We start from the raw sequence: 23,656 nt of genomic DNA, 5'->3' as shown, positions 1-23,656 counted from the left end.
TGGCTCCTACCAGTCGAAGCCAAGGGACAGCTTGAACATCCTCGGCGGCCACACGGTGCCGTTGCCGCTGCGCCGACCGAATTCCGGGTTCGGATTCCCCGGGTCGCCGCGGCTCGTGTTGTAGTCGAGGTAGTTCTGCCAGTTGAACACGTTGATGAAGTCGCCACGGACACGGAACCTGATGTCGGTCCCGGTCTCCCACACCTTCTGTATGGCGACATCGAACTGCTTGAAGCCGATCGAACCATCCGGGATGAACTCGTCGAAGTAGCAGTTGCCGGGAGCGTCGACGTTGTAGCAGTTGACCGAATCCTTTGGCGACGGGCTCGCCAACGTCAGCTTGCTGGAGAAGGTGACTCCGGCCCACTCCGCGATGCCGGTCGCGACCAGGCGGTGCCTGGGCACGCCGACCGCCGTCAGGAACCGCTGGCCGTCCAGGCCGGGACCATCGAAAAGGTAGTGCTCGTCCCCATTGGCCGTATTGAAGCGGTTCTCCTTCGCGTCGCTGTAGGTGTACGCAACGGTCACGCCCCAGGGCGAATCACGGCTGAATGGTTTGTCGAGCGAGAACAGCAGCGAGTTCAACTTCGTCTCGATGCCGTTGTCGGCGATGACCAGCGTGCCGTAGCCCGGGATCGGCTGGCCCCAGGGCTGGCCGCCCCAGGTCGCATCCGGATTGGCGGGGTCGCGGAAGCTGCCGTCCGGCCAGCGGTTGCCCAGGGTGAACAGGATGCCCTCGTAGCTGCGCACATGGGACAACGTGGTCGACGTGTTCCAGTCATGGCCGCCCAGCGTGAAGCTGTTGCGGATGCCGACGCTGAGCTGGTCCGAGTACGGCGTCTCCAGATCGTTGTTGATCAGGTTGACCTCGGCGCCCAGGTTGGGACTGTCCGCGACCAAGGCGTAGAGGTTCTGGATATCGTAGTAGGACGGATCCCATTCCAGGCAGGTCGGTCCGGCTGCCGAGCAGTCATGGTCCGGGGTATTGAAGAAATAGGTGTAGCCGGGAAAGGTGTTCTTGGTCTGTTCCAGCGCGAGGTAGTCGAACAGAGTGCGGTCATAGGACCGCCCGACACCGCCGAACAGCACGTGGCGCTGGTCGGCAAAGAGGTCATACGAGAATCCCAGCCGCGGCGCCCAGTTGTCCTTGTCCGGCTTCCGGTTGCGGCCGTTGCTGATGTAATCCTCGATGTCGTAATCCACGTTCGGGCCCTGCAGATTGGGCCATGCCCTGAGCGCGGCCGCAAGATCCGCGGGAGTGACGAAGTCCTCGAACGCCGGCGTTTCCTCGTAGTCGTAGCGGAGGCCCATGTTGAGTATCAGCTTGTCGTTCACCTGCCAGTCGTCCTGCAGGTAGATGCCGAACTGCCTGTTGTTCGACCTCACCGCGCGGTCCTCGCCGCCAAGTGGCGCGCCAAATTCCACTTGCCAGGGCACGAACGCATCGACACTGGTGCGTCCCGCCTCCAGGTTTTCGTAGTAGTCCATCCGGTACTGGGCGTTGTAGGGCAGCTGCTCCAGTGATTCGACATCCACCGACTTCAGCTTGATGCCTGCCTTGAGCGTGTGCGCCTCGAATCCGGTGAACGTGAAATCGTTCTGCAGCGAATAGCCCTTCTGTCCCTTGTTCTGGTAATCGCGGCCGCCCCCAAGGTTGAGGATGGTGCTGCCGTCCTCGTTGACCAGTGTGTTGCGGATGTCCAGGCCCGGGCCGATGGTGATCGGGCGCGGACTCCAGAAATCATCCTCGGACGTCAGGTGGAAATCGTTGATCCAGCTGTCACCGGTCCACTGCCAGCGCAAGTCGATGCGGGTGCTGTCGTTGGTCTTGCTGGTGCCGTACGAAGGTGTGTTCGGGCCGTCGCCGATCCCCTGCAGCTCCTCTTCGTCGCGGCGCCTGACCGACAGGTCGACCATGTGGTCGTCGTTGACGTACCAGGTGAGCTTGCCGAAGTACATGTCCTGCTGGAACGGGGCGGTGTACGACCCGAGGTTGGCCGCGAGCTCCGGCGTCAGGTGCGCGGGATTGAACGCCGTGTCGCCGATGCGAACGTCGCGCGGGCGCTCGATTTCCTTGGCTTCGTAGGTGACGAAGAAGAACAGCCGGTCCTGGATGATCGGACCGCTGAACGCGACGCCGTACTGCTCCTCGCTCGAGGGAACCTTCGCGCCGTCCGCCTCCTCGCGCAGGGTCTTCGAGCGCCAGGTGTCGGAGGTGTAGTCCCGGAAGAAGCTGCCTTCGAACTCGTTGCCGCCCGAGCGCGTCACCGCGGTGATGGCGGCGCTGCTGATCTGGTCGTACTCGGCCTTGTAGTTCGAGGTGATGACCTTGTACTCGCCGATCGCAAGCTGCGGGAACGGGTTGCCGCTGGTGGAATCCTGGCCGCTGACACCGCCCTTCAGCACATAGTTTTTCTGGCCCACGCCGTCGATGAAGACGTTGATGCCATTCGAACTCTGGGATCCGCCGCGCAACTTGCTGGAGCCATCGGAGCCGGTTTCGAAAATCATGCCCGGCACGGTGTCGGCAAAGGCGAGGAAGTTGCGCGACGCCTGGGGGAGCGCCTCGATCTGCCGCTGCGAGACGTAGGTCGCGACTTCGGAGGTGCGCGTTTCAATCATGGGCGGGGCGGTGACGACGACGGTGTCGAACTCCGTCGCCTCGCCGGAGGGGGCGGCTTCGGCCAGGCCACCGGCGCGCAGGTCCAGCGTCGCTGTCTGGCCAATGCGCAGGGACACTTCCTGGCTGCTGGCCTCGCCACCGGCGACCACGTCGACCCGGTACGGACCCGGCGGCAGGCCGCCCAGGCTGTAGCTGCCGTTGCTGGCCTGCACGCTGCGCGTCAGGCCCGTCGCGGTATTGGTGGCCGTCACCGTGGCTTCGGTCGCGGGAGCCGAATCGACCAGGACCTGGCCGCGCAGCGTGGCGCCGGTCGATTGGGCCATGGCCGGCGCGGACAGCAACATCGCGGCCGCAAGCGCGCAGCACAGCAGGCTGCGCCTCGGTGAAAGGACCGGGTGTCGGCTCCGCGGATGGTTGTGGTTCGATTTCATGCGTGTCCCCTCCCAGGGCGGTCTCACGATGGGCGGCCGGGGATCGCGGCCGTCTCCGGATGTTCAGGAACTGTCACGGGCAGCGGTGTGAATACGCGTGGTCCCGGTGGACGCGCGCACTACGAGGCTGGGCGAGAGCGCTGCCGGTGGCGGTGCCGCAGCCGTGGCCGCGGAACCCGTCTGCAGACGCCCGATCAGCGTCTCCAGCGCCCTGCCCCCAAGTTCGGCGATGTCCACCCGCATCGTGGTGAGCGCGGGCTGGACATGGCGTGCCAACGGGATATCGTCGAAGCCTGCAAGCGCAATGTCAGCAGGCACCTCCACGCCGGCATCGACGAGTCCGCGCATGCAGCCGACCGCCATTGCGTCATTGGCTGCGAACACGGCGTCGGGACGGCAGCCTCCGGCGAGCAGTTGGCCGGAAGCACGGAGCCCGGACGCCTCACTGAAGTCCCCTGCCAGCACGTGGGGCGTGCTGCCGGGAAGGCTGGCGGCCAGTTCGTCCTCGTAGCCGCGCCGGCGTTCGCGGGCATCATGGTTGTCCGCGGGGCCGGAAACGAAGGCGATCCGGCGACGGCCGCCGGCAACCAGGTGCCGGACCATGGTGCGCGCGCCGCCATAGCCGTCCACGCCCACGCCCGGCCGCGTGCCTCCGGGGTCTACGGTGTTGATCAACACGGCGGGCAGCGCCGGCGTGAGGTGACCGGCCAGGAATCGCGAGCCTTCGTCGGTCGGCGCCATCACCAGCACGCCGTCGACGCGGCCACGCATCGCCTGCAGCGCCGCGCCCTGCTCCGTCGGGTCGCCATGGTCGCTGGATACCAGCAGGTGCAGGCCGTTGGCGCGCGCCACCTGGCCAATGCCGCGGATCAGCTCGGAGAAGAACTCCCCGTGCAGGTCGGGAAGCACCACGCCCACGGTGTGCGTGCGCCGGCTGCTGAGGGCACGCGCGGCCTGGTGCGGGGCATAGTCGAGCTCTCGCGCCACCCGGAGCACGCGCTCGCGCACCGCCGCGGCAACGTTGCCGTGGCCATTGATGGCGCGCGACACGGTGGCCACCGACACCCCGGATTCGCGCGCGACGTCCTTGATCGTGACCGCCATCGATCCTCACTCTTTCCTGGACGGGATCAAATGTAAACGTTTACATCCGCTCGCCGCAAAGGCCGCGCATGCTGCGCCACGGCAGTTTTCCAATCCGGCCGCCCGCGCAGCGAACCGTGCGCACGCGGCCGTTGTTCAGGGCAGCACGCGCCGGAACGGGCGCACTTCGACGCTTTCGTAGACCCCGGCGGCGACATAGGGATCGGCATCGGCCCAGGCCCGGGCCTCCTCGAGCGACTCGAAGCCCGCGATCACGATGCTGCCGCTGAAGCCGGCGGGACCCGGATCTTCGGAATCGATCGCCGGGCACGGGCCGGCCACGAGCAGGCGGCCTTCGTCACGCAGCGCGTGCAGGCGCGCAAGGTGCGCTTCGCGCGCGGTGGCGCGCCTGTCCAGCACGTCGGGACCGTCACGCCCTTCGATCGCATACCACATCAATCCGGCTCCACTCGCGGCAATGGCCGCCATCCTAGCCGCAACCGGCGATGAAGCCACGGCATCGGCGGGCTGGACAATCGATATTCCCTGCCCGTACCCTGAGCCGCGGTTCCGGATGCCGGAACGCAGGGGCGGTGCGATCCCTGCCCGTCCTGCCCCCACCGGCCCGCCCACGACTTCACTGCCACCACGCGCCGCCACGGCCCTGCCGTCGCGCCCGGGCGGAGTGGTCGGGCTGCACTACCCGCGGCTTTCGCTGCACAGACGTATTCCGCGGTTCCATATCGGGGCCGGGTGCGTGACGTCCCACAGTTCCAGTGGCCCGGAGGGGGCCGCGACCCGATGACCCAAGCCGGTTCAGACACCGCCGCCATATCCGCGCCCGACGCCCCCGCGTCCGGGAGCCGACCGCTGCAGCAGGAAATGCCGCTGGCGATGGTGCATGGCCAGCCAGTGCTGCAGGTGCCGCAGGACCTGTACATCCCGCCGGACGCGCTCGAGGTCATCCTCGAAGCCTTCGAGGGCCCGCTCGACCTGCTGCTGTACCTGATTCGCCGCCAGAACCTCGAGATCCTCGACATCCCGGTGGCCGAGATCACCCGCCAGTACGTCGCCTACATCGACGTGATGCAGGAGCTGCGATTCGAACTGGCCGCCGAATACCTGGTCATGGCCGCGATCCTGGCCGAGATCAAGTCGCGGATGCTGCTGCCGCGGCCTCCGGCGGATGAAGGCCTGGAGGACGACCCGCGCGCGGACCTGGTCCGCCGGCTGCAGGAATACGAGCGCTTCAAGCAGGCGGCCGAGGACATCGACACCCTTCCCCGCCTGGACCGGGACACCAGCGTTGCCAGCGCGCACGTCCCCGAGCGCGCCGAAGTGCGGCTGCCGCCAGCGGTGGACCTGCGCGAGATGCTGATGGCCCTGCACGACGTGCTCAAGCGCGCCGAGCTGTTCACCGGCCACGCCATCAAGCGCGAGGCGCTGAGCGTCCGCCAGCGCATGGGCGAGCTGCTCGCCCGCCTGGAGGACGGGGCCTTCCACCGTTTCGAGCAACTGTTCGAAGCGCGCGAAGGCCGGCTGGGCGTGGTGGTCACCTTCCTGTCGATCCTCGAGCTCGCCAAGGAGCAGTTGCTCGAGGTGGTGCAGGAGGAAGCCCTCGGGCCGATCTACGTCAAATCGCTGGCCCTGGTCCGCGAGGACGACCGGCCGCTGGAGTTCTCCAGCGAGTTCGACGACGACGGCATCGCCGCGAACAATGACGACGCGGCACGCTGACACGCCGCATTCCGCAACAGGACGCACATGGATCCACAACTGATCAAACGCATCGTCGAGGCCGCGCTGCTGGCCAGCAGCCAGCCACTCACCGTGGTGCAGCTCAACGGCCTGTTCCCGCTGGACGAGCCCGCACCGGATGGTGGCGTGGCACAGGCGCTCGAGGCGCTGCGGGAAGAGTCCGCGATGCGCGGCGTGGAACTGGTCGAGGTCGCTTCGGGTTGGCGCTACCAGGTGCAGGCCGACGTCCACGCCTGGGTCGCGCGGCTGTGGACCGAGCGCCAGGTGAAATACACCCGCGCCACGCTCGAGACCCTGGCGCTGATCGCCTACCGCCAGCCGATCACCCGCGGCGAGATCGAACAGGTCCGCGGCGTGGCCACCAACAGCAATATCATCAAGGCGCTGGAAGAGCGCGAATGGATCCGCGTAGTCGGCCACCGCGACATGCCGGGCCGGCCCGAGCTCCTCGGCACCACCAAGGGCTTCCTCGACTACTTCGGCCTCAAGCGCCTGGACGAACTGCCGCCGCTGTCGGAGCTGAAGGATTTCGGCGAACTCGAGCCGCAGCTCCGCTTTGAGCCGCAAGCAAACGACGAAGACGGCGCGATGCCGGTCGGCGACATCAACGCGGGGCACGATGGTGCCGGCGCGGAAGCAACGAAAGAACAAGAAGCAGAAACACCAACCGAACCAGACGCAGACGCCGTGGACCCCACCGAATCTGCATCCTCCCTGCCGCAAGACGCGGCACAACAAGAAGATGCCCTCGCCGTTGACGGCGACAGCATCGGAGTGGAACAGGAATGACCGAAGACAAGACGGGCGGCCGCAAGCTGTCGCTCAAGCGCACCACCGACACGGCCACCGGAGCCGAAGCCCCCCGCATGGAGGAGCGCCTGCACAAGGTGCTCGCACAGGCGGGCCTGGGCTCGCGCCGCGCGCTGGAACAGCGAATCTCCGAGGGCCTGGTCAAGGTCAATGGCGAGGTTGCCCAAGTCGGCATGAGCATCGGCGGCGGTGACCGCGTCGACCTCGACGGCCGCAGCTTCGTTGCCAGCGCGCTGACCGAGCCGGCGCGCGTGCTGCTCTACAACAAGCCCGAGGGCGAAGTCACCACGCGCGAGGACCCCGAAGGCCGGCCCACGATCTTCGACTCCCTGCCCGCGCTGAAGGGCGCGCGCTGGATCGCGATCGGCCGCCTCGACATCAACACCACCGGCCTGCTGCTGCTCACCACCGACGGCGAGCTGGCCAACGCAATGATGCACCCCTCGTTCGAGATCGAGCGCGAGTATGTCTGCCGCGTGCGTGCGCCCGAAGGCCACGAGACCGTGCCGGAAAGCAGCGTCGACCAGCTGCGGCGCGGCGTCGCGCTGGAGGACGGCCCGGCGAAGTTCGATGACATCAAGCGCATCGGCGGCACCGACTCCAACGAGTGGTTCCAGGTGCTGCTGAAGGAAGGCCGCAACCGCGAAGTGCGCCGCCTGTGGGAATCGCAGGGCTGCCAGGTCAGCCGCCTCAAGCGCGTCCGCTACGGACCTGTCGAGCTGCCGCAGCCGCTGCTGCGCGGGCAGTCGCAGGAGCTGGTGGATGACAAGGTCCAGGCCCTGCGCAGCAAGCTCGGACTCGAGGACGGCGCACCGGCCGCACTGACCCTGCTGCCGGTGATCGGCCAGCGCCGGGCGGCCAAGTCCACCGTCCAAGTGGGTGGCGAGCACCGCAGCCAGGGCTATGTCGGCGGCCACAGCACGGCCGACGAAGGCCGCGAGCTGCGGCGTTTCGACAACGTGCGCGAGGACCGCGGCCGTCGTGGCGGCGGACCGCGCAAGCCATCCGGCGGCCTCACGGTCACGGGCGAGGCAGCCGCGCGACAGTCGAACAATCCGCTCAAGCAGCGCAAGGACAAGCGCGCCCTGCCCGAGGGCAACCCGGCCGCGTTCCGCAGCTGGTACGTGCCCGATGGCGTCGACACCGGCCCGACCGGGCACCGCAACGCCGGTCCGGGCGCAGGCAAGCCTGCCGGCCGCAAGCCGGCCGGCGGCGGACGCCCGGGTGGCGCGGGCAGACCAGCACGCGCGGGGAATCCCTATGGCAAGGCACCGTCGTTCCCCTCCGATCACGCAACGCCAGGCGCCGGCCCTCGTGGCCCGGGCGCAGGTCGCGCTGGACGTCCCGGCGGGGCTGCCGGTGCGGGCAGGCCTGGCGGCCCTGGCAGGCCCGGTGGCGGCAAGCCGGGCGCTGGACGGCCGGCGGGTGGACGCCCGGGCGGCGGTCGCCCCGCAGGCGCGGGTCCTGGCGGCAATCGCGGCCCCCGCGGCGGCGGCGGCGGCGGCGGTGGCGGGCGACGCGGCGCCTGAGAAAGGTCAGCCGGTCGCGAGGCTGAAGGCGTCGCCGTCAAGCAGCGCCGGGAAGTGTTCGCGATGGGCAGCCAGCGTGTCGGCAAGGAGGGTCGTGGTCACCACGACCTCCTCGTCCGCGCATTCGCTGAGCGGCGCGCCTAGGAAGTCGATTACCGCGCTGTCGCCGCTGTAGGCCAGGCCGTTGCCGTCACGCCCCACGCGGTTCAGGCCGGCCACGTAGCACAGGTTCTCGATCGCGCGCGCGCGCAGCAGCGTCTTCCAGGCATAGGCGCGCGCCGCCGGCCAGTTCGCCACGTACAGCTGCAGGTCGAACGCGGGCCGACCCTCGGCATCCAGCGTGTTGCGCGCAAACACCGGAAAGCGCAGGTCGTAGCAGACCAGCGGATTGATCCTCCAGCCTCTGAGTTCAACCACCAGGCGTTCGCGACCCGCGGCATAGCGCTCGTGTTCGCGCGCATAGGTGAACAGGTGCCGCTTGTCGTAATGCTGCAGCCCGCCGTCGGGCGCGGCCCAGATCATGCGGTTGTAGACATCGCCGCCCACGCGCAGCTGCACGCTGCCCGACACCACCGCGCCCAGCGCCTGCGCCTGGTCGCGCATCCACTGCACGGTCGGCCCGTCCATGCCTTCGGCCTGGTCGATGGCGTCGTTGCTGAAGCCGCTGGTGAAGGTTTCCGGCAGCAGCACCAGGTCGGTGATGCCGCGCAGCGATGCGATCAGACCGCCGTAATAGTCGCGGTTGCCGGCGGGGTCGTGCCAGAGCGTTTCGCCCTGGACCAGGGAAATGCGCAGGTTGTCCATGGGGCGATCTTAGTCTGCCCGGACGCCGCGGGCGACGATGGCCGCAACGTGGCCTGCGGTCGCAGCTATAGCTGCTCCTACAGCTGGGTGAGGCGTTCGATGGCCGCATCCAGCGTCGGCTGCACCTTGGCGAAGCACAGTCGCGCCAAGCGCTGCCCGGGCGGCGGGGTTTCATAGAACGGCGACAGCGGGATCGATGCCACGCCGTGCTCGATCGTCAGCCAGCGACAGAATTCGACGTCCGCAAGATCGCTGACTTCGGAGTAGTCGACCAACTGGAAGTAACCGCCGGGCACCGGCAGCGGCCGCAGACGCGTGCCCAGCAGCTGTTCGCGGAACGCGTCGCGCTTGGCCTGATAGAAATCGCCCAGTCCGAGGTGGTGCTCCGGTTCCTCGCGCAGCATCTCCGCGAACGCATGCTGCGCCGGCGCGAAGCTGCAGAACACGTTGTATTGGTGCACCTTGCGGAACTCGAGCGACAGCCCCGGCGGCGCGATGCAGTAGCCGAGCTTCCAGCCGGTGCAGTGGTAGGTCTTGCCGAAGCTCGATACCACGAAGGCGCGCTCGCGCAGCGCCGGATAGCGCAGCGCGGACTCATGGCGTGCGCCGTCGAAGACGATGTGCTCGTAGACCTCGTCGGAAATGAGCCAGACGCCGCTGTCCTCGACGATGGCCGCAAGCTCGGCCATGTCGTCGGCAGTCAGCATCGCGCCGGAAGGATTGTGCGGCGAGTTGACGATCAGCATGCGCGTCTTCGGACCGATCGCGGCCCGCACCCGCGCCCAGTCGGGGGCGAACGTGGCCGGATCAAGCGGCACGTGCACGGCGCGCCCGCCGGCCAGGTCGATCGCCGGCTCGTAGCAGTCGTAGGCCGGGTCCAGCACCACCACTTCGTCGCCGGCGCGGACCACCGCGTGGACGGCGTTGAAGATCGCCTCGGTGGCGCCGCTGGTCACGGTGACCTCGGCGTCCGGGTCCGGGCGATACCCGTACAGCGCCGCGGTCTTGTCGGCGATCGCCTCGCGCAGCGCGGCCACGCCGGTCATGGGCGGATACTGGTTGTGGCCGGCGCGCATCGCGCGGTCGACGGCATCGACCAGGCGCGCCGGGACCTCGAAATCGGGGAAGCCCTGCCCGAGATTCACGGCACCGTGTTCCGCCGCGAGCTGCGACATCAAAGTGAAAATGGTCGTCCCCACCTTCGGGAGTTTGGTGCCCGGCATCGCATCCTCCGCATCCGGCCGCCTGCCGGTGGAGCCGTGAGTTTACGCAGGCCTCCGACTCGCGTTAAATCCCGGATATGTCGAAGCCCCTGCCCCCCGTCTCCGACGCCGACGCCGAGCGCCTTGCCGTCGCGTACCTGCAGGCGGAATACCGCTGGGCGCGCGATGGTGACTGGCACGACATCCGCGTCGGCCTGCCGGCCCCGGGGCTGGAGCTGCTCCACCCCCAGGTGCGGAGCTTCGGGCTGCTGTCGGCCTGGAATCCGTTTTCGCAGCCGCGCGCCGAAGCCTCCAACCGGTTCGAGGATGCCGCACTCGAGGCCGAACTCACCGGGCGTGGCCTGGAGCACCTCCCCGCATTCTCCTCCGCGACCAACCGCAGCTGGCGCGAACCCGGCTGGGTGATCTTCGACATCGGCAGCGACGAACTCGACGCCCTCGCCCAGCGCTTCGGCCAGCTCGGCGCCCTGTGGTGGCTGCGCGGCGATCCGGTGCGCCTGCGCATGCAGGCGAAACGGCCGGCACAGCCCGGGCCCGCAGCCGCGGCCGACTGGCTAGAATAGCGACCCTCCGGTCGCCGTCGCGGCCCGTGCCGCACGATGCCCCCAGCCGCCAGCCCAGCACCCGCCCTGCTCTCCGCCCAGGCCCTGCGTTTCACGCGCAATGAGATGCCGGTGTTCGGCCCGGTCGATTTCGAGGTTGGTGTCGGTGAGGCACTCCTGGTCCAGGGCGAGAACGGCGCCGGCAAGACCACGCTGCTCAAGGTGCTGGCAGGGCTGCTGCGTGCCGACGGCGGCGCGATCCGCTTCCAGGGCCAGCCCGCGCTGCCGGCGCTGCGCGCGCGGGTGATCGGCTATCTCGGGCACCTGCCCGGGCAGAAGGCCGATCTCAGCGCGCTGGAAAACCTGCGGTTCCTGTGCGGCCTGCATGGCAGCCGCCCCGGCATGTCGCTTGAAGATGCGATGGCGACCGTCGGCCTGGCCGGTTACGAGGACGCACTCGCACGCCAGATGTCGGCCGGACAGCGCAAACGCCTGTCGCTGGCGCGGCTGTGGCTGTCGCCGGCGCCGCTGTGGCTGATGGACGAGCCCTACGCCAACCTCGACCTCGAGGGCATCGAACTGGTGAACCGGATGGTGCAGGCCCACCTGCGCGAAGGCGGCGGCGCCATGGTCACCACCCACGGTGCCTATGCCGCGCCTCCCGTACGCACCCGGCTGCTGCAGCTGGAGCGGCCGTCGTGATGTGGTCGGCCGCGCGCGCGCTTGCCAGCCGCGACCTGCAGCTGCTGTGGCGCAGGCGCGGCGATGCCCTGCAGCCGGCGCTGTTCGCGCTGCTGGTGCTGGTGCTGTTTGCGCTGGCGCTGGGCAACGACCGGGCAATGCTGGCGCGGGTGGCACCGGGCGCGCTGTGGGTGGCGGTACTGCTCTCCGGGCTGCTCGCACTGGACACCCTGTTCCGCAGCGACGCCGAGGATGGTTCGCTTGAACAATGGCTGCTGGCGCCGGTGCCGCTGGCCTGGCTGGTTCTGGTTCGCGTGGCCACGCACTGGCTGACCACGGCCCTGCCTCTGCTGCTGGCGATGCCGCTGCTGGCCGAGCTCATGGCGCTGCCGCGCGCGCACTGGCCCGTGCTGTTCGCCGCGCTCGCGCTGGGTACGCCATTGCTGGCGCTGCTGGGCGCGGTGGTCGCAGCGCTCACCGTGGGCATGCGTCGCTCCGGGATCCTGGTCGCGCTGCTGGCGCTGCCGCTGTACGTGCCGGTACTGGTGTTCGGCGCCGGCAGCGTCACTGCCGCCGCCCAGGGCTTCGATCCCGTGGGCGGCCTGTTGCTGCTTGCCGCGGGGCTCGTCGCAGCGATCGTTCTGGCCCCACTCGCCGCCGCCGCGGCGATACGGATCGCACTGGCCTAGGCATGGCGACCGGAACCAGGCCATGGTGAATCCACCGCCCCCGCCATCCGACGATGTGGCGCAGGTCCCGGGCCGCAAGCCCCGGCCGGACCGGCCGACGGGACGCGCGAAGGTACGCGCGGACCGCTTCCTCGAAGTGGGCACCGAAGTCTTCATGGAAAAGGGCTACCGCAACGCCCGCCTGTCGGACATCGTGGCCCGCGCAGGTGGTTCGCTGTCAACGCTCTATGGTGCCTTCGGCGACAAGGAGGGCCTGGCACACGCGGTCATGGAGCGCAGCATCCGCTCGTTCGGCGAAGGCCTCGACATCCTCGACGATCCCGCTCTCACGCCTGCCGACGCGCTGCCGGCTGCCGCCGAGCGCCTCGCCGTGGAAATGCTTTCGCCGGAACGCACCGTCAGCCATCGCATCATCATCGGCGAGGGCCTCGCCTTCCCGGAGCTTCGCGACTGGTTCTTCGAGCATGGCGTGGAGCCGGCGCATGCTCGCCTGGCGGATTATTTCGCCCGCCAGGCGAAGGCGGGAACGCTGGCGGTCGAATGCCCCGAGGAAGCTGCGAACCAGTTCTACATGATGGTCTTCGGCGGCACGATCATCCGCAGCATCAACGGCATGCGCACGCCCGCGGATCACTCGACGGTGCGTGCCGAGGCGCGGTCCGCTGCCCATATGTTCCTTCGCGGCGCCCTCCCCCGCTGAGTTGGTGTGCAGTGCAGCTTGACGAAAGCTGAACGCCAGACAACACTCCTGTAACGCCGGTTACACGCCAGCCGATTTCACGTCGGGCCAGCCAAAGGGAGAGAGAGGGCGATGCGGGTTTTCATCGGAAGTCTGTTGGCACTCGCTGCGGCCGTCCTGCTAGGCGCCGGTTTCCTGGCACCGGTCGCGGCACAACAGGCTCCCAAAAGCAGCCTGCCTTCGACGCATTTCGGAAGCGAGCAGCCGGTATCGCCGCACGGCTTCAACGCCGCCCCGGGCTTCGCCAACGCCCCGGTCGCGCGCAATCCCGACAGCCCGGATGCGCGTGCCGTGGGCGAGGCGGTCTGCACCGCCTGCCACACCCGGGAGACCACGAACTTCGCGCATACCGTCCACGCCTTGGGCATGAGCGCGGCCCTGGCTGCCGATCCCGGCACGGCGACCTGCGAGTCCTGCCATGGCGGCGGCTCGCGCCACATCGAATCGCCCACCACGCCGGGCTCGATCATCGCCTTCACCAAGGACGGAGGCACCGACGTCGACACCCAGGCCGCCAGCTGCCTCGGCTGCCACTCCGGCGGCCAGCGCGACCAGTGGGCGGGCTCGGTGCACCAGCGCAACGATCTGTCGTGCAGCGACTGCCACAACCCCATGGCGAAGTTCTCATCCGAAGGGCTGCTGGCCAAGCCATCGATCAGCGAGACCTGCGCCGGCTGCCACCAGGACGTGCGCCAGCAGTTCAACCGCCGCTCGCACATGCCGCTGCCCGAAGGCCAGATGAGCTGCGCCGACTGCCACAACCCGCACGGCACCATCAATGCCAGCCTGCTCAAGACCGATACGGTCAACGAGACCTGCTACCAGTGCCATGCCGAAAAGCGCGGGCCGATGTTGTTCGAGCACGCGCCGGTGCGCGACAGCTGCCTGAACTGCCACACCCCGCACGGCTCCAACCAGCAGGCGCTGCTGGTGGCACCGGTGCCCTTCCTGTGCCAGCAGTGCCACTCGCACGTGCGCCATCCGAACGACCTGCACACCGGCACCTCGCTGGCCGGCCAGCCCGGAGCGGATGAGCGCCTGATTGCGCGCGGTTGCATCAGCTGCCATTCCCAGGTCCACGGATCCAACCATCCCTCGGGTCCACGGCTGCACAAATAACGGCATCGACGCGCAGGAGGTCCGACATGAACCCAGGTAACCGCCGCATCGCACGTCACCACCCGCTATGGCTTGCCCTGCTCGGCGCGCTTGTCTTCCCTGCGCTTGCCCAGGACAGCGGCGTCGGCGTCGACCTGCAGCTCGGCAACGCCATCGATCCCGACGGCATGGCGCAGTACGGCTGCAACGCCGACGGCATGAGCTGGCTCAGCGCCGAGCGCAAGCGTACGCCGAGCGGCCACCTGTATCCCTGCGTCCCCGACTTCGGCCAGCCGCGAGAGCTTTCCGGCGGCTGGCTGTTCTCCGGCACCCTCGGCATCGGTTACATCGACATCAATGACGAGCGCAACACCAACTGGCTGCGCTTCAACAACTGGTCCGACGGACTGGTCGCCCGCCTGGCACTGGCGTATACCCGCCCGACCGACGGCAGCCACGCCGAAATCCGCGGCGCCCGCGTCAACTCCGACAACCAGTTCATCAAGGCGACCTGGGGCCGCGCCGGCCACTACCGCCTCGAAGCTTTCGCACGCAGCCAGCCCAACGTCACCAGCGGCGCGGCGCGTTCGATCTGGGACGGCGTTGGCAGCGATTACCTGGCGCTGAAACCCGGCCTGACGCCGGCGGGCAGTACCCATGCCGAAGTTGACGCGGTCTCCGCAGCTGCCATGCCGCAGGTGCTCAAGGTGGTGCGCGACAAGTTCGGCATGTCCGGCAATTACATGTTCAGCCGCCAGCTCACCGCCTATTTCGGCGCCAGCCACGAGCAGCGGGAGGGCGCGCGCCCGTTCGGCGGCGCGTTCTTCTTCGCCTTCATCTTCCCTGGTTCCGGTGGCGTGTACGAAACCCCGCGCCCGATCGACGACAGCACCTTCAACGTCAACGCCGGCCTGCGCTACGCCAGCAACGAATGGAACTTCGACGTCGGCTACAGCGGCTCGATGTTCCGCACCGGCAACCGCCGCTTCAGCTATGAAGTGCCGTTCGCGTTCCCGTCGCTGGTCCCGGGCTTCGGCAATTACCCGCTGACCGTGGGGGAGTTCGCCTACGAGCCGGAGAACGACTACCACAACCTCAAGGCAACCGCGACGCGCAAACTCGAGGGCAACGGCCAGTTCTCCGTGACCGCCTCGTTCTCGACCTCGCGGCAGGACGACCAGCTGCTGCCGCCGATGAACTGCGCCAGCGGTGACCAGTTCGGCCTGACCGTGCCACCGTTCGCCTTCAACTGCTCCGACTGGAACACGACCGCGGCGCTGTCGCAGCGCAGCGCCGACCTCAGCATCGACAGCACCCTCGTCAACGCGCGCCTGGTGATGCAGCCGGCCGAGCGCGTGACCATGCAGGGCAACCTCAAGTTCCACCGCCAGGACTACAAGGGCGACTATTTCGCCTACAACCCGCTGACCGGCCAGTACGGCTACATCGCGGAAAACGGCGCCCAGGGCAGCTCGGTGCCGCTGGAAATGGGCGTCTGGGACCCGGTGTTGTTCCCGAGCGTGATCACGCGGATCCGCAACCTGCCGCTGGACAAGGACATCCTCGAGGGCAGCTTCGGCGTCGACTGGCGGGTGAACGACAAGAACACCCTGGGCGCCTCACTCGGCTTCACGCGCACGGACCGCGATCACCGCGAGGTCGAGCGCCAGGAGGACATGCTGGTCAAACTCACCTGGAGCAGCCGCGCGATCGAGGACGTGACCCTGCGCGCCAACTATTCCTATCTTGATCGCGAGGGGCGCGACTACAACTACGACCCCTACCATTTCACCTATTCGATGGACCTGCCCGGATTCATCGACGACGGCAACATCTGGCCGCATACCCTTTCCGAACTGCGCAAGTACGACGTCGGCGGCCGCAAGCAGCACAAGGCGACCCTGATCACCACCCTGGCCCTGCCGCGCAACCACACGCTGTCAGGCACGCTGCGCGGCGACTGGAACGATTACGACGCCGAATTCGGCCGCCAGGACTACGACAGCCTCGGCGCCAGCCTGTCGTGGGACTGGCAGCCCGACGAGCGCACCACGGCGAACGTCTTCCTCGGCTACGACCGTTCCGAGCTTGGCATGGCCAACATCAACGAGATCGCGGCATTCGGCAACGACCCGGATCTTGGAGGCGACACCTACATCGACGCCGGCCGCTGGTGGGTCGACGACGACCAGCGCAACTACTACGCCGGCATCAACTTCAGCCGCCAGTTCGACCGCAGCCACCTCGAACTCGGCTGGAACTACGCCGATTCACGCGGTCAGACCGGCTATCGCTTCAACTCCCCCGATGCACTGGCCTACCCGGCCATGGCCGCGGCCGCGGGCAACGGCTTCGCGCCGATGGTGCATCGGACCAACACCTTCACCCTGTCGTGGGCGATCCCGATCAGCGAACGGGTCGGCCTGCGCCTGTTCGACACCTACGAGACCGGGCGCATGGCGGACTGGCACTACTTTGGCCTTGACCAGAGCCTTGTGAGCGCGAACCGCGTCTACCTCGACAGCGGCCCTTCAAGCTATTCCGTGAACATGGTCGGAGCCCTGCTGGAGGTGAAGCTGTGAACGCGCGCGCGAGGATGGGCGGACTGATGCTTGCAGCGGCGGTGGTGATGGCCACCGCGGCCGGCGCCCTGGCACAGGATGCGTCTGCGCCAACCGCATCGGCGCCGGCGGAACCGGTGGCGGACGAACCCGCACCGGAAGCGGTGGCCGCCGCCGTGGAGAGCATGCCGGAAGCCGTGACACCGCATTATTTCGACCTGCGGCGGATCACACCGATCAGCGGCGACCCGGCGCGCGGCCAGGCCCGTTCGGAGCTGTGCGCCGCCTGCCACGGACCGGACGGCATTTCCGTCGTGCCCCTGTACCCCGACATCGCCGGCCAGCGTGCCGACTACATGTACTGGCAGCTCGTCAAATTCAAGGACACCGGTTTCGGCGACAGCGTGATGGCGGCGATCGTGGCCGAACTCGGCGAAGAGGACATGCGTGACCTCTCGATCTACTACGCCGGGCTCCCTGCGGCAGGCCCGCCTGCGGCCGCGACCGAAGGACCCGAACCCGGGCCTGACGCCGAAGTGCCTGATCCCGCCCTGCTCGCGCGGGGCGAGCGACTCTACCTTTCCGGCGACCCGGCGGCCGGTATTCCGCCGTGCCAGGCCTGCCATGGCGAGGACGCACGCGGGCATCCGGACGCCTACAAGGTCGACGCCGCAGGCTTTACGCCCTATGCCGCCTACCCGTCCCTGCGCGGCCAGCGCAACGCCTACCTGATGGCGCGCATTGCCGAATACCAGGAAGGCAAGCACACCAGCCTGACCACCGATTTCATCATGAGCGGCGCCGCCCACCACCTCGACCAGGACAGCGTGCAGGCCGTGGCGGCATGGCTGTCATCGCTTCCGCGTTGACCCAGGTCAGGGCGCGTTCGGTGTCCGGGGGTATCATGTAATGGCAGTTACACACCATCCCCGCACTCCCTGGAGTCTCACCATGCTTCGCAAGATCCTCTTCGCTTCCGCCCTCCTCCTCGGCGCCCCCGCTGCCATGGCCGCGACCTGTGCGGTCGATATCGAAGGCAACGACGCAATGAAGTTCAACGTCGCCAACATCGACGTCAGCAAGAGCTGCAAGGACTTCACCATCAACCTCAAGCACACCGGCCAGCTGCCGAAGGTCGCCATGGGCCACAACGTGGTGATCGCCGCCACGTCGGACATGAAGGGCATCGACGCCGACGGCATCAAGGCCGGCGCGGCCGCGGACTACGTCAAGGCCGGCGACAGCCGCGTCATTGCGCACTCGAAGCTCATCGGCGGTGGCGAAAGCACTTCGGTGACCTTCCCGGTCGCCAAGCTCGGCGCCGGCCCGAATTCGTTCTTCTGCAGCTTCCCCGGCCACTCGGCGCTCATGAAGGGCACCATTACCCTGAAATAAGGCGCCGCCGGGTACCTTCGCGGAACGACGCGATGCCGTTCCGCGTGCTTGGCCCGGGGGGCCAAACCTGAAAGAATGGCCTGTCTGGCGAAGGCCCGGCAGGCCCTTTGAGCCGGCGAATCGCGGGCCAGCCCCACCTCCTCCCAGCGGAAACGATGTCCGACATGAATCCGGTGATCCGCTGGTTCCATCAACTCGGCTCACCACCCTCTTTTGACCGCTTTGCCGCCAGATGGTCTCCCTGGGGCTACGCGCTGGGCGCACTGGTGATGGCCTGGGGCGTGTACGGAGCGCTGTTCCAGGTGCCCGCCGACTACCAGCAGGGCGACAGCTTCCGCATCCTGTACATCCATGTGCCCGCGGCCTGGATGAGCCTGCTCGTGTTCGGGCTGATGGCGCTCTACTCCGCGATCGCGCTGATCTGGCGGATCAAGCTCTGCGAGATCCTGGCCATGGCCTGCGCGCCGATCGGCGCCGCCTTCACCGTCGTCACCCTTGTGACCGGTTCGATCTGGGGCAAGCCCATGTGGGGTACCTGGTGGGACTGGGATCCGCGGCTGACCAGCCAGTTGGTGCTGCTGTTCCTCTACCTGGGCGTGATCGGGCTCTACCAGGCCATCGACGACCGCCGCACCGCCGCGCGCGCCGCGGGCCTGCTGGCCCTGGTCGGCGTGGTGATGCTTCCGATCATCCGCTACTCGGTGGTGTGGTGGAACTCGCTGCACCAGGGCCAGACCATCCGCGTGTTCGGCGAGTCCTCGATGGACCCGAGCATGATGCCGCCGCTGGTGTGGATGCTGATCGGCACCAAGCTCTGGTTCGCCGGTTCGCTGCTGGCGCGCGCACGCGCCGACAACCTGCAGCGCGAGGGCGGCAAGGACTGGGTCCGCCGGCTCGCCGCGGCGGCCAAGGCCGGGGCGCACGCATGAGCTATCGAGAATATGTCATCGCCGCCTACGCGGTGTTCGCCCTGATGCTGGCCTGGGACTTCATTGCCCCGCGCCTCGCCATCGCACGCCAGCTGCGCGCCGCGCGTCGGCTTGCCGCGCGCAAGGCCGCGCGCCCCACCCGACCCGACCGTTCCACGGAGCTTGGCCGATGAACCCCACCCGCCGCCGACGCCTCTGGTTCGTGCTCGCTATCGTCGCCGCCTCCACGCTGGTCGCGGTGCTGGTGGCCATGGCCCTGCAGCGCAATGTCGCCTACCTGTTCACTCCGGCCGAAATCCTCGACGGCCGCGCCGGCACCGACGTGGCCTCGGGGCAGGCCCGCTTCCGCCTCGGCGGCATGGTTGCCGACGGCTCCCTCGAACGCACGCCCGGCTCGATGGAAGCGCGCTTCATGGTCAGCGACGGCGATGCGCTGATGCCGGTGGTGTATTCGGGGATCCTCCCGGACCTGTTCCGCGAGAACCAATCGGTGGTCGCCACCGGCCGCATGCGCGCCGACGGCACGTTCGTCGCCGAAGACGTGCTCGCCAAGCACGATGAGACCTACGTGCCCAAGGAAGTGGCCGACAAAATGGGTCTGGCGCACGAGAAGCACAACGTCGACGTGCCCGCGCAGCAGCCCGAAGGCGCCCTCTAGGTGCTGCCCGAGATCGGCCAGGCGGTTCTCGCGCTGGCGCTGGTACTCGCGGTCCTCCAGGGCATTACCGGCCTCGTCGGCGCGGCCCGCGGACGCGAGGACCTGGCCGCGGTCACGCGGCCGGCGGCGCTCGCGCAGCTGGTGCTGGTCCTGGCCGGGTATGTGCTGCTGACCCTGGCCTTCGTAATGCAGGATTTCTCGGTCAAGTACGTGGCCGACAACTCCAACTCGCTGCTGCCGCTGGTCTATCGCTATACCGCGGTCTGGGGCGCTCACGAAGGCTCGCTGCTGCTGTGGGCGCTGATGCTGGCGGTATGGAACGCGGCGGTCGCCATGGCATCGGGCCGCATCCCGTGGAGCTTCCGGGCGCGCGCGCTCGGCGTGATCGGCCTGGTCGCGGTCGGCTTCCTGTCGTTCATGGTCTTCACTTCCAATCCGTTCGAGCGCCTGCTGCCGGCGGTCGCCGAGGGGCACGACCTCAACCCGCTGCTGCAGGACCCGGGGATGATCATCCACCCGCCCCTGCTGTACATCGGCTACATCGGCTTCGTGGTGCCGTTCGCATTCGCGATCGCGGCGCTGCTGGAAGGCGCGGTGGACGCGCGCTGGCTGCGCTGGTCGCGGCCGTGGACCAACGTCGCCTGGGCCTTCCTCACCGTCGGCATCGCCATGGGCAGCTGGTGGGCCTATTACGAACTCGGCTGGGGCGGCTGGTGGTTCTGGGATCCGGTCGAGAACGCCAGCTTCATGCCCTGGCTTGTGGGCGCGGCGCTGATCCATTCGCAGGCGGTCACCGAGAAGCGCGGCAGCTTCGGCAGCTGGACGATGCTGCTTGCGATCGCGGCGTTCTCGCTGTCGCTGCTGGGCGCGTTCCTGGTGCGCTCGGGCGTGCTGACCAGCGTGCACTCCTTCGCCGCCGACCCTTCGCGCGGCCTCTTCATCCTCGTGTTCCTTGGCGTGGTGATCGGCGGCGCGCTGCTGGTCTACGTGACCCGCGCGCCGCGCCTGGCGCAGGGCAAGCCCTTCGCGGCCTCCTCCCGCGAGACCCTTCTGCTGGTGAACAACCTGCTGCTGGCATCCGCCTGCGCGATGGTGCTGCTGGGCACCCTGTACCCGCTGATCGCCGACGCGCTGGACTTGGGCAAGGTTTCGGTCGGGCCGCCCTACTTCGGCACCCTGTTCCTGGTGTTGATGGCTCCGCTGGTGATGCTGGTGCCGTTCGGGCCGCTGACGCGCTGGCAGCAGGAACAGGCCTCGAAGCCACTGGCGATGCTTGCGCCCTGGCTCGGCCTGGCCGTGCTTCTGGGCGTCATCGCCTGGTTCAAGGCGCCGCAGGGCGCTCTCAAGACCGGCCTCGGCGTGGGCGCCGCGGCCTGGGTCGCACTGGGCACTCTGCGCTTCGCGTGGACGCGCGTGCGTGCCAAGGGCCGCAGCTTCACTCCGGAAATGCTGGGCATGGTGCTGGGCCACCTCGGCGTAGCGGTGTTCGTGCTGGGCGCGATGCTGGTCGAGGCGCAGAACGTGCTGCGCGAAGTGCCGATGTCGCCGGGCGAGACCCAGACCATCGGCCGCTATGCGTTCCGCTTCGACGGCGTCGAGCAGGTGCCGGGACCGAACTACATGGCCGACCGCGGCCTGGTGCAGGTGTTCCGCGACGACAAGCCCCTGGTGCTCCTGCATCCCGAGAAGCGCGCCTACGCCAGCGGCGGCCAGGTGATGACCGATGCCGGCATCCACGCCGGCGTCCGCGCCGACATCTTCGTTGCCCTGGGTGAGCCGCTGGGCGGCGACGCCTGGGCAGTCCGCCTGCACATCAAGCCCTTCATCCGCTGGATCTGGGCGGGAGCGCTGCTGATGGCATTGGGCGGCCTGGTCACCGCCTGCGACCGACGTTTCCGACTGCCGTTGAAGAAGGAAGAGGCGCGATGAACGCGCCGCTGCCTCCCGGTGCCGATGCCGACGGCGGTAGCCGCAAGCTCCTGACCGTGGCCCTGTTCGGCGGATTCCTGCTGCTGCTGGTGTTGCTGGGCTGGGGCGTGAGCCGCTCCGATCGCCCCGATCGCGAATCCCTGCCCTCGCCGCTGATCGGCAAGCCCGCGCCCGAGTTCTCGCTGCCGGTGCTGCACGATCCCAGCTACCGCGTCGGTACCGCGGAGCTGCAGGGCAAGCCCTATCTGATGAACGTCTGGGGCAGCTGGTGCCCGGCCTGCCAGGTCGAGCACCCGGTGCTGGCGCGCTACGCGGAAACAAAGAGGATCCGCGTGGTCGGCTACAACTGGAAGGACGAGCCCGAGGACGCGCTGCGCTGGCTGGAGCAGTTCGGCAACCCGTACTGGGTCGTGGTCACCGATTACGAAAGCAACGCTGCGATCGAATGGGGCATCTATGGTGCGCCCGAGACCTTCCTGGTCGACGCCGACGGCATCGTGCGCTGGAAGCACGTGGGCCCTGTGACCGACGAAATCATCGACACCGTGGTTGCACCGATGGTCGAAGCCATGGAGGCCGGCGGATGAACATGCGCATGACGCTTGCCGGCGGGCTGCTGGCGCTGCTGCTGGTCGCACTGTCGCTGGCACTGGTGCCCGTACCCGTTTCGGCGCAGGCCACGCGCTCTGCGCAGCCCCTCGAGTTCCGCGATCGCGCCGAAGAACGGCGCTTCCACGAGCTGACCCTCGAGCTGCGCTGCGTGATGTGCCAGAACCAGTCGCTGGCCGACTCCGACGCGCCGATCGCGCACGACCTGCGCCGCGAAGTCTTCAACCTGATGCGCGAAGGCCGCAGCGACGCCGAGATCAAGACCTTCCTGGTCGATCGCTACGGCGAGTTCGTGCTCTATCGCCCGCAGTTCGGCGGCGGCACGCTGCTGCTGTGGCTGGGACCGGGGATCGTGCTGCTTGGCGGTGCCGTGGTCCTGGTGGTGGTGGTGCGCAAGCGCGCGGCCCGCAACCGCGTCGCGCTGGATCCCGTCGACGACGGACAGGAGTGGTAATGACCGTTGTCTTCATGCTTGTCGTGCTGTTCGGGTCACTCGTGGCCACCGCAATGGTCGCCGCGCCGCTGCGCCGCGATTCGCCGCGCACCTGGCTCACCGTGCTGGCCGTGGTTCCCCTGCTTTCAGTCGGCCTGTACCAGCTCCTGGGCACGCCCGCCGCGCTTGATCCGGCCGCGCGTGCGCCGGTGGCGATGGCCGGCGGCGACGCGGCCCACGCCGATCCCGCCGAATTCGCCGAAGCCGTGAACCAGCTGCGCGCCGAGCTCGAACGCAATCCCCGACAGCCGGAAGGCTGGGCGCTCCTCGCCCGCTCGCTGTCGGTGCAGGGCGATGCGGCCGGCGCGCGGGACGCGTATGCAAAGGCGCTCGAGCTGGTCCCCGACGAGCCGGCGCTGATGGTCGAGTTCGCGCAGGCCAGCGCCCAGGCCCATCCGCAGCACCTGTTCGAAGACGATGCGCTGGTCCTGCTGCAGCGCGCCGCAACGCTGCAGCCATCCAACCAGCGCGCACGCTGGTTCATAGGCGTTGCCCAGCGCCAGCGCGGCATGGACGCGGAAGCGGTCGCAACCTGGGAAGCCATGCTGGACGAGGTCGACCCCGCCACCGCCGCCAGCCTGCGCACGCAGATCGCCGATGCGCGCGCGGCAGCGGGCCTGCCCCCGGCAACCGCGGCCGCCGCCACGCCGCCAGTCGCAACTGCTGCGGGCCAAGGCTCGGAGGGGGCATCATCCGGCGGCCTGCGCGTGCGCATTTCGCTCGCCCCCGGGCTCGCGGAACGGCTCGGCGGCCAAGGCATCGTGTTCGTCATGGCGCGTGACCCCGATGGTCCGCCGATGCCGGTGGCCGCCGAACGCCATCCCGTGTCTGCGCTGCCGCTGGACATCGTGCTCGACGACGCCGACAGCCCGATGCCGACGCAGCTTCTGTCGCAGCTCGACGCCGCCCTGGTTTCAGCGCGCATCTCCGCGTCCGGCACCGTCGAACGCAGTGCCGGCGACATCGAATCCGCGCCCGTCCGCGTCTCCCTGCCAAATGCCGCGGTGATCGAGCTGGTTCTCGGCGCGGAGTGACCCGCGCTTGACGTGCCGGACATCCCTGGATGGGACCC

At 68.4% G+C, this 23,656-nt stretch carries 22 protein-coding genes and 1 pseudogene; 18 read left to right on the top strand and 5 right to left on the bottom strand.

From position 1 onward, the window contains the following. Positions 1–6 precede the first annotated feature (6 nt). The 3 genes from ACW7G5_RS08780 to ACW7G5_RS08770 form a co-directional block, all read right to left on the bottom strand. Positions 7–3,054: a TonB-dependent receptor gene (locus ACW7G5_RS08780; RefSeq protein WP_457003663.1), complete on the bottom strand. Its 3,048-nt coding sequence runs from the start codon at positions 3,052–3,054 to the stop codon at positions 7–9. 63 nt (positions 3,055–3,117) lie between these two features. Further along, positions 3,118–4,158 carry a LacI family DNA-binding transcriptional regulator gene (locus ACW7G5_RS08775; RefSeq protein ID WP_457003661.1) on the bottom strand — a complete coding sequence of 347 codons (1,041 nt, stop codon included), beginning with the start codon at positions 4,156–4,158 and terminating at the stop codon, positions 3,118–3,120. Positions 4,159–4,293: 135 nt separating this feature from the next. Continuing rightward, positions 4,294–4,593, bottom strand: coding sequence for a YciI family protein (locus ACW7G5_RS08770; RefSeq protein ID WP_457003659.1), 300 nt, complete (start codon positions 4,591–4,593; stop codon positions 4,294–4,296). Between the two features lie 426 nt (positions 4,594–5,019). On the opposite strand from ACW7G5_RS08770, the gene ACW7G5_RS08765 reads away from it, so the two are divergent. The 3 genes and pseudogenes from ACW7G5_RS08765 to ACW7G5_RS08755 all read left to right on the top strand — a co-directional run bounded on the left by ACW7G5_RS08765 (position 5,020) and on the right by ACW7G5_RS08755 (position 8,234). Then, positions 5,020–5,874, top strand: coding sequence for a segregation and condensation protein A (locus ACW7G5_RS08765; RefSeq protein ID WP_457003657.1), 855 nt, complete (start codon positions 5,020–5,022; stop codon positions 5,872–5,874). A gap of 27 nt (positions 5,875–5,901) precedes the next feature. Beyond that, positions 5,902–6,642, top strand: a pseudogene (scpB, locus tag ACW7G5_RS08760) (SMC-Scp complex subunit ScpB); the annotation flags it as partial. A gap of 38 nt (positions 6,643–6,680) precedes the next feature. After that, complete coding sequence (locus ACW7G5_RS08755) at positions 6,681–8,234, top strand: pseudouridine synthase (protein WP_457003655.1); 1,554 nt, start codon at positions 6,681–6,683, stop codon at positions 8,232–8,234. Between the two features lie 6 nt (positions 8,235–8,240). On the opposite strand, the gene ACW7G5_RS08750 is transcribed toward ACW7G5_RS08755, so the two are convergent. Next, entirely contained in the window at positions 8,241–9,038 is a 798-nt protein-coding gene (locus ACW7G5_RS08750) for an amidohydrolase (RefSeq protein ID WP_457003653.1), read from the bottom strand. Between the two features lie 77 nt (positions 9,039–9,115). Next, complete coding sequence (locus ACW7G5_RS08745) at positions 9,116–10,261, bottom strand: pyridoxal phosphate-dependent aminotransferase (protein ID WP_457003651.1); 1,146 nt, start codon at positions 10,259–10,261, stop codon at positions 9,116–9,118. A gap of 77 nt (positions 10,262–10,338) precedes the next feature. On the opposite strand from ACW7G5_RS08745, the gene ACW7G5_RS08740 reads away from it, so the two are divergent. The 15 genes from ACW7G5_RS08740 to ACW7G5_RS08670 all read left to right on the top strand — a co-directional run bounded on the left by ACW7G5_RS08740 (position 10,339) and on the right by ACW7G5_RS08670 (position 23,618). After that, the gene (locus ACW7G5_RS08740; RefSeq protein ID WP_457003649.1) at positions 10,339–10,824 is read left to right on the top strand and encodes a DUF3293 domain-containing protein; all 486 of its coding nucleotides are present in this window, start codon (positions 10,339–10,341) and stop codon (positions 10,822–10,824) included. A gap of 36 nt (positions 10,825–10,860) precedes the next feature. Next, complete coding sequence (gene ccmA / locus ACW7G5_RS08735) at positions 10,861–11,505, top strand: heme ABC exporter ATP-binding protein CcmA (protein ID WP_457003647.1); 645 nt, start codon at positions 10,861–10,863, stop codon at positions 11,503–11,505. Continuing rightward, a complete protein-coding gene (ccmB, locus tag ACW7G5_RS08730) occupies positions 11,505–12,173 on the top strand; it encodes a heme exporter protein CcmB (RefSeq protein WP_457003986.1) in 669 nt (222 codons plus the stop codon). The genes ccmA and ccmB overlap by 1 nt, the downstream gene beginning before the upstream one ends. A gap of 25 nt (positions 12,174–12,198) precedes the next feature. Then, positions 12,199–12,873, top strand: a complete 675-nt coding sequence (locus ACW7G5_RS08725; RefSeq protein WP_457003645.1) for a TetR/AcrR family transcriptional regulator C-terminal domain-containing protein — start codon at positions 12,199–12,201, stop codon at positions 12,871–12,873. A 135-nt stretch (positions 12,874–13,008) separates the two neighbouring features. Next, positions 13,009–14,031 (top strand): DmsE family decaheme c-type cytochrome, encoded by a 1,023-nt coding sequence (locus tag ACW7G5_RS08720; protein ID WP_457003643.1) that lies wholly within the window; start codon positions 13,009–13,011, stop codon positions 14,029–14,031. A gap of 26 nt (positions 14,032–14,057) precedes the next feature. Further along, positions 14,058–16,592 carry an MtrB/PioB family outer membrane beta-barrel protein gene (locus tag ACW7G5_RS08715; protein WP_457003641.1) on the top strand — a complete coding sequence of 845 codons (2,535 nt, stop codon included), beginning with the start codon at positions 14,058–14,060 and terminating at the stop codon, positions 16,590–16,592. Between the two features lie 26 nt (positions 16,593–16,618). Continuing rightward, the gene (locus tag ACW7G5_RS08710) at positions 16,619–17,440 is read left to right on the top strand and encodes a c-type cytochrome (protein WP_457003639.1); all 822 of its coding nucleotides are present in this window, start codon (positions 16,619–16,621) and stop codon (positions 17,438–17,440) included. Between the two features lie 82 nt (positions 17,441–17,522). After that, positions 17,523–17,966: an azurin gene (azu, locus tag ACW7G5_RS08705; protein WP_457003637.1), complete on the top strand. Its 444-nt coding sequence runs from the start codon at positions 17,523–17,525 to the stop codon at positions 17,964–17,966. 164 nt (positions 17,967–18,130) lie between these two features. Further along, positions 18,131–18,895 carry a heme ABC transporter permease gene (locus ACW7G5_RS08700; protein ID WP_457003635.1) on the top strand — a complete coding sequence of 255 codons (765 nt, stop codon included), beginning with the start codon at positions 18,131–18,133 and terminating at the stop codon, positions 18,893–18,895. Beyond that, complete coding sequence (gene ccmD, locus ACW7G5_RS08695; RefSeq protein WP_457003633.1) at positions 18,892–19,068, top strand: heme exporter protein CcmD; 177 nt, start codon at positions 18,892–18,894, stop codon at positions 19,066–19,068. The genes ACW7G5_RS08700 and ccmD overlap by 4 nt, the downstream gene beginning before the upstream one ends. After that, positions 19,065–19,553: a cytochrome c maturation protein CcmE gene (ccmE, locus tag ACW7G5_RS08690; RefSeq protein ID WP_457003631.1), complete on the top strand. Its 489-nt coding sequence runs from the start codon at positions 19,065–19,067 to the stop codon at positions 19,551–19,553. The genes ccmD and ccmE overlap by 4 nt, the downstream gene beginning before the upstream one ends. Then, on the top strand, positions 19,554–21,482 hold the full coding sequence (locus ACW7G5_RS08685; protein WP_457003629.1) for a heme lyase CcmF/NrfE family subunit: 1,929 nt from the start codon (positions 19,554–19,556) through the stop codon (positions 21,480–21,482). Then, positions 21,479–22,069: a DsbE family thiol:disulfide interchange protein gene (locus ACW7G5_RS08680; RefSeq protein ID WP_457003627.1), complete on the top strand. Its 591-nt coding sequence runs from the start codon at positions 21,479–21,481 to the stop codon at positions 22,067–22,069. Before ACW7G5_RS08685 ends, ACW7G5_RS08680 begins: the two co-directional genes overlap by 4 nt. Beyond that, positions 22,066–22,545, top strand: coding sequence for a cytochrome c-type biogenesis protein (locus ACW7G5_RS08675; RefSeq protein ID WP_457003625.1), 480 nt, complete (start codon positions 22,066–22,068; stop codon positions 22,543–22,545). Before ACW7G5_RS08680 ends, ACW7G5_RS08675 begins: the two co-directional genes overlap by 4 nt. Then, positions 22,545–23,618 (top strand): tetratricopeptide repeat protein, encoded by a 1,074-nt coding sequence (locus ACW7G5_RS08670; protein WP_457003623.1) that lies wholly within the window; start codon positions 22,545–22,547, stop codon positions 23,616–23,618. The genes ACW7G5_RS08675 and ACW7G5_RS08670 overlap by 1 nt, the downstream gene beginning before the upstream one ends. The last annotated feature ends 38 nt before the right edge of the window (positions 23,619–23,656 follow it).

The organism is Luteimonas sp. A501 (assembly GCF_054052085.1).
This window is presented reverse-complemented; position numbering and strand designations above follow the sequence as displayed.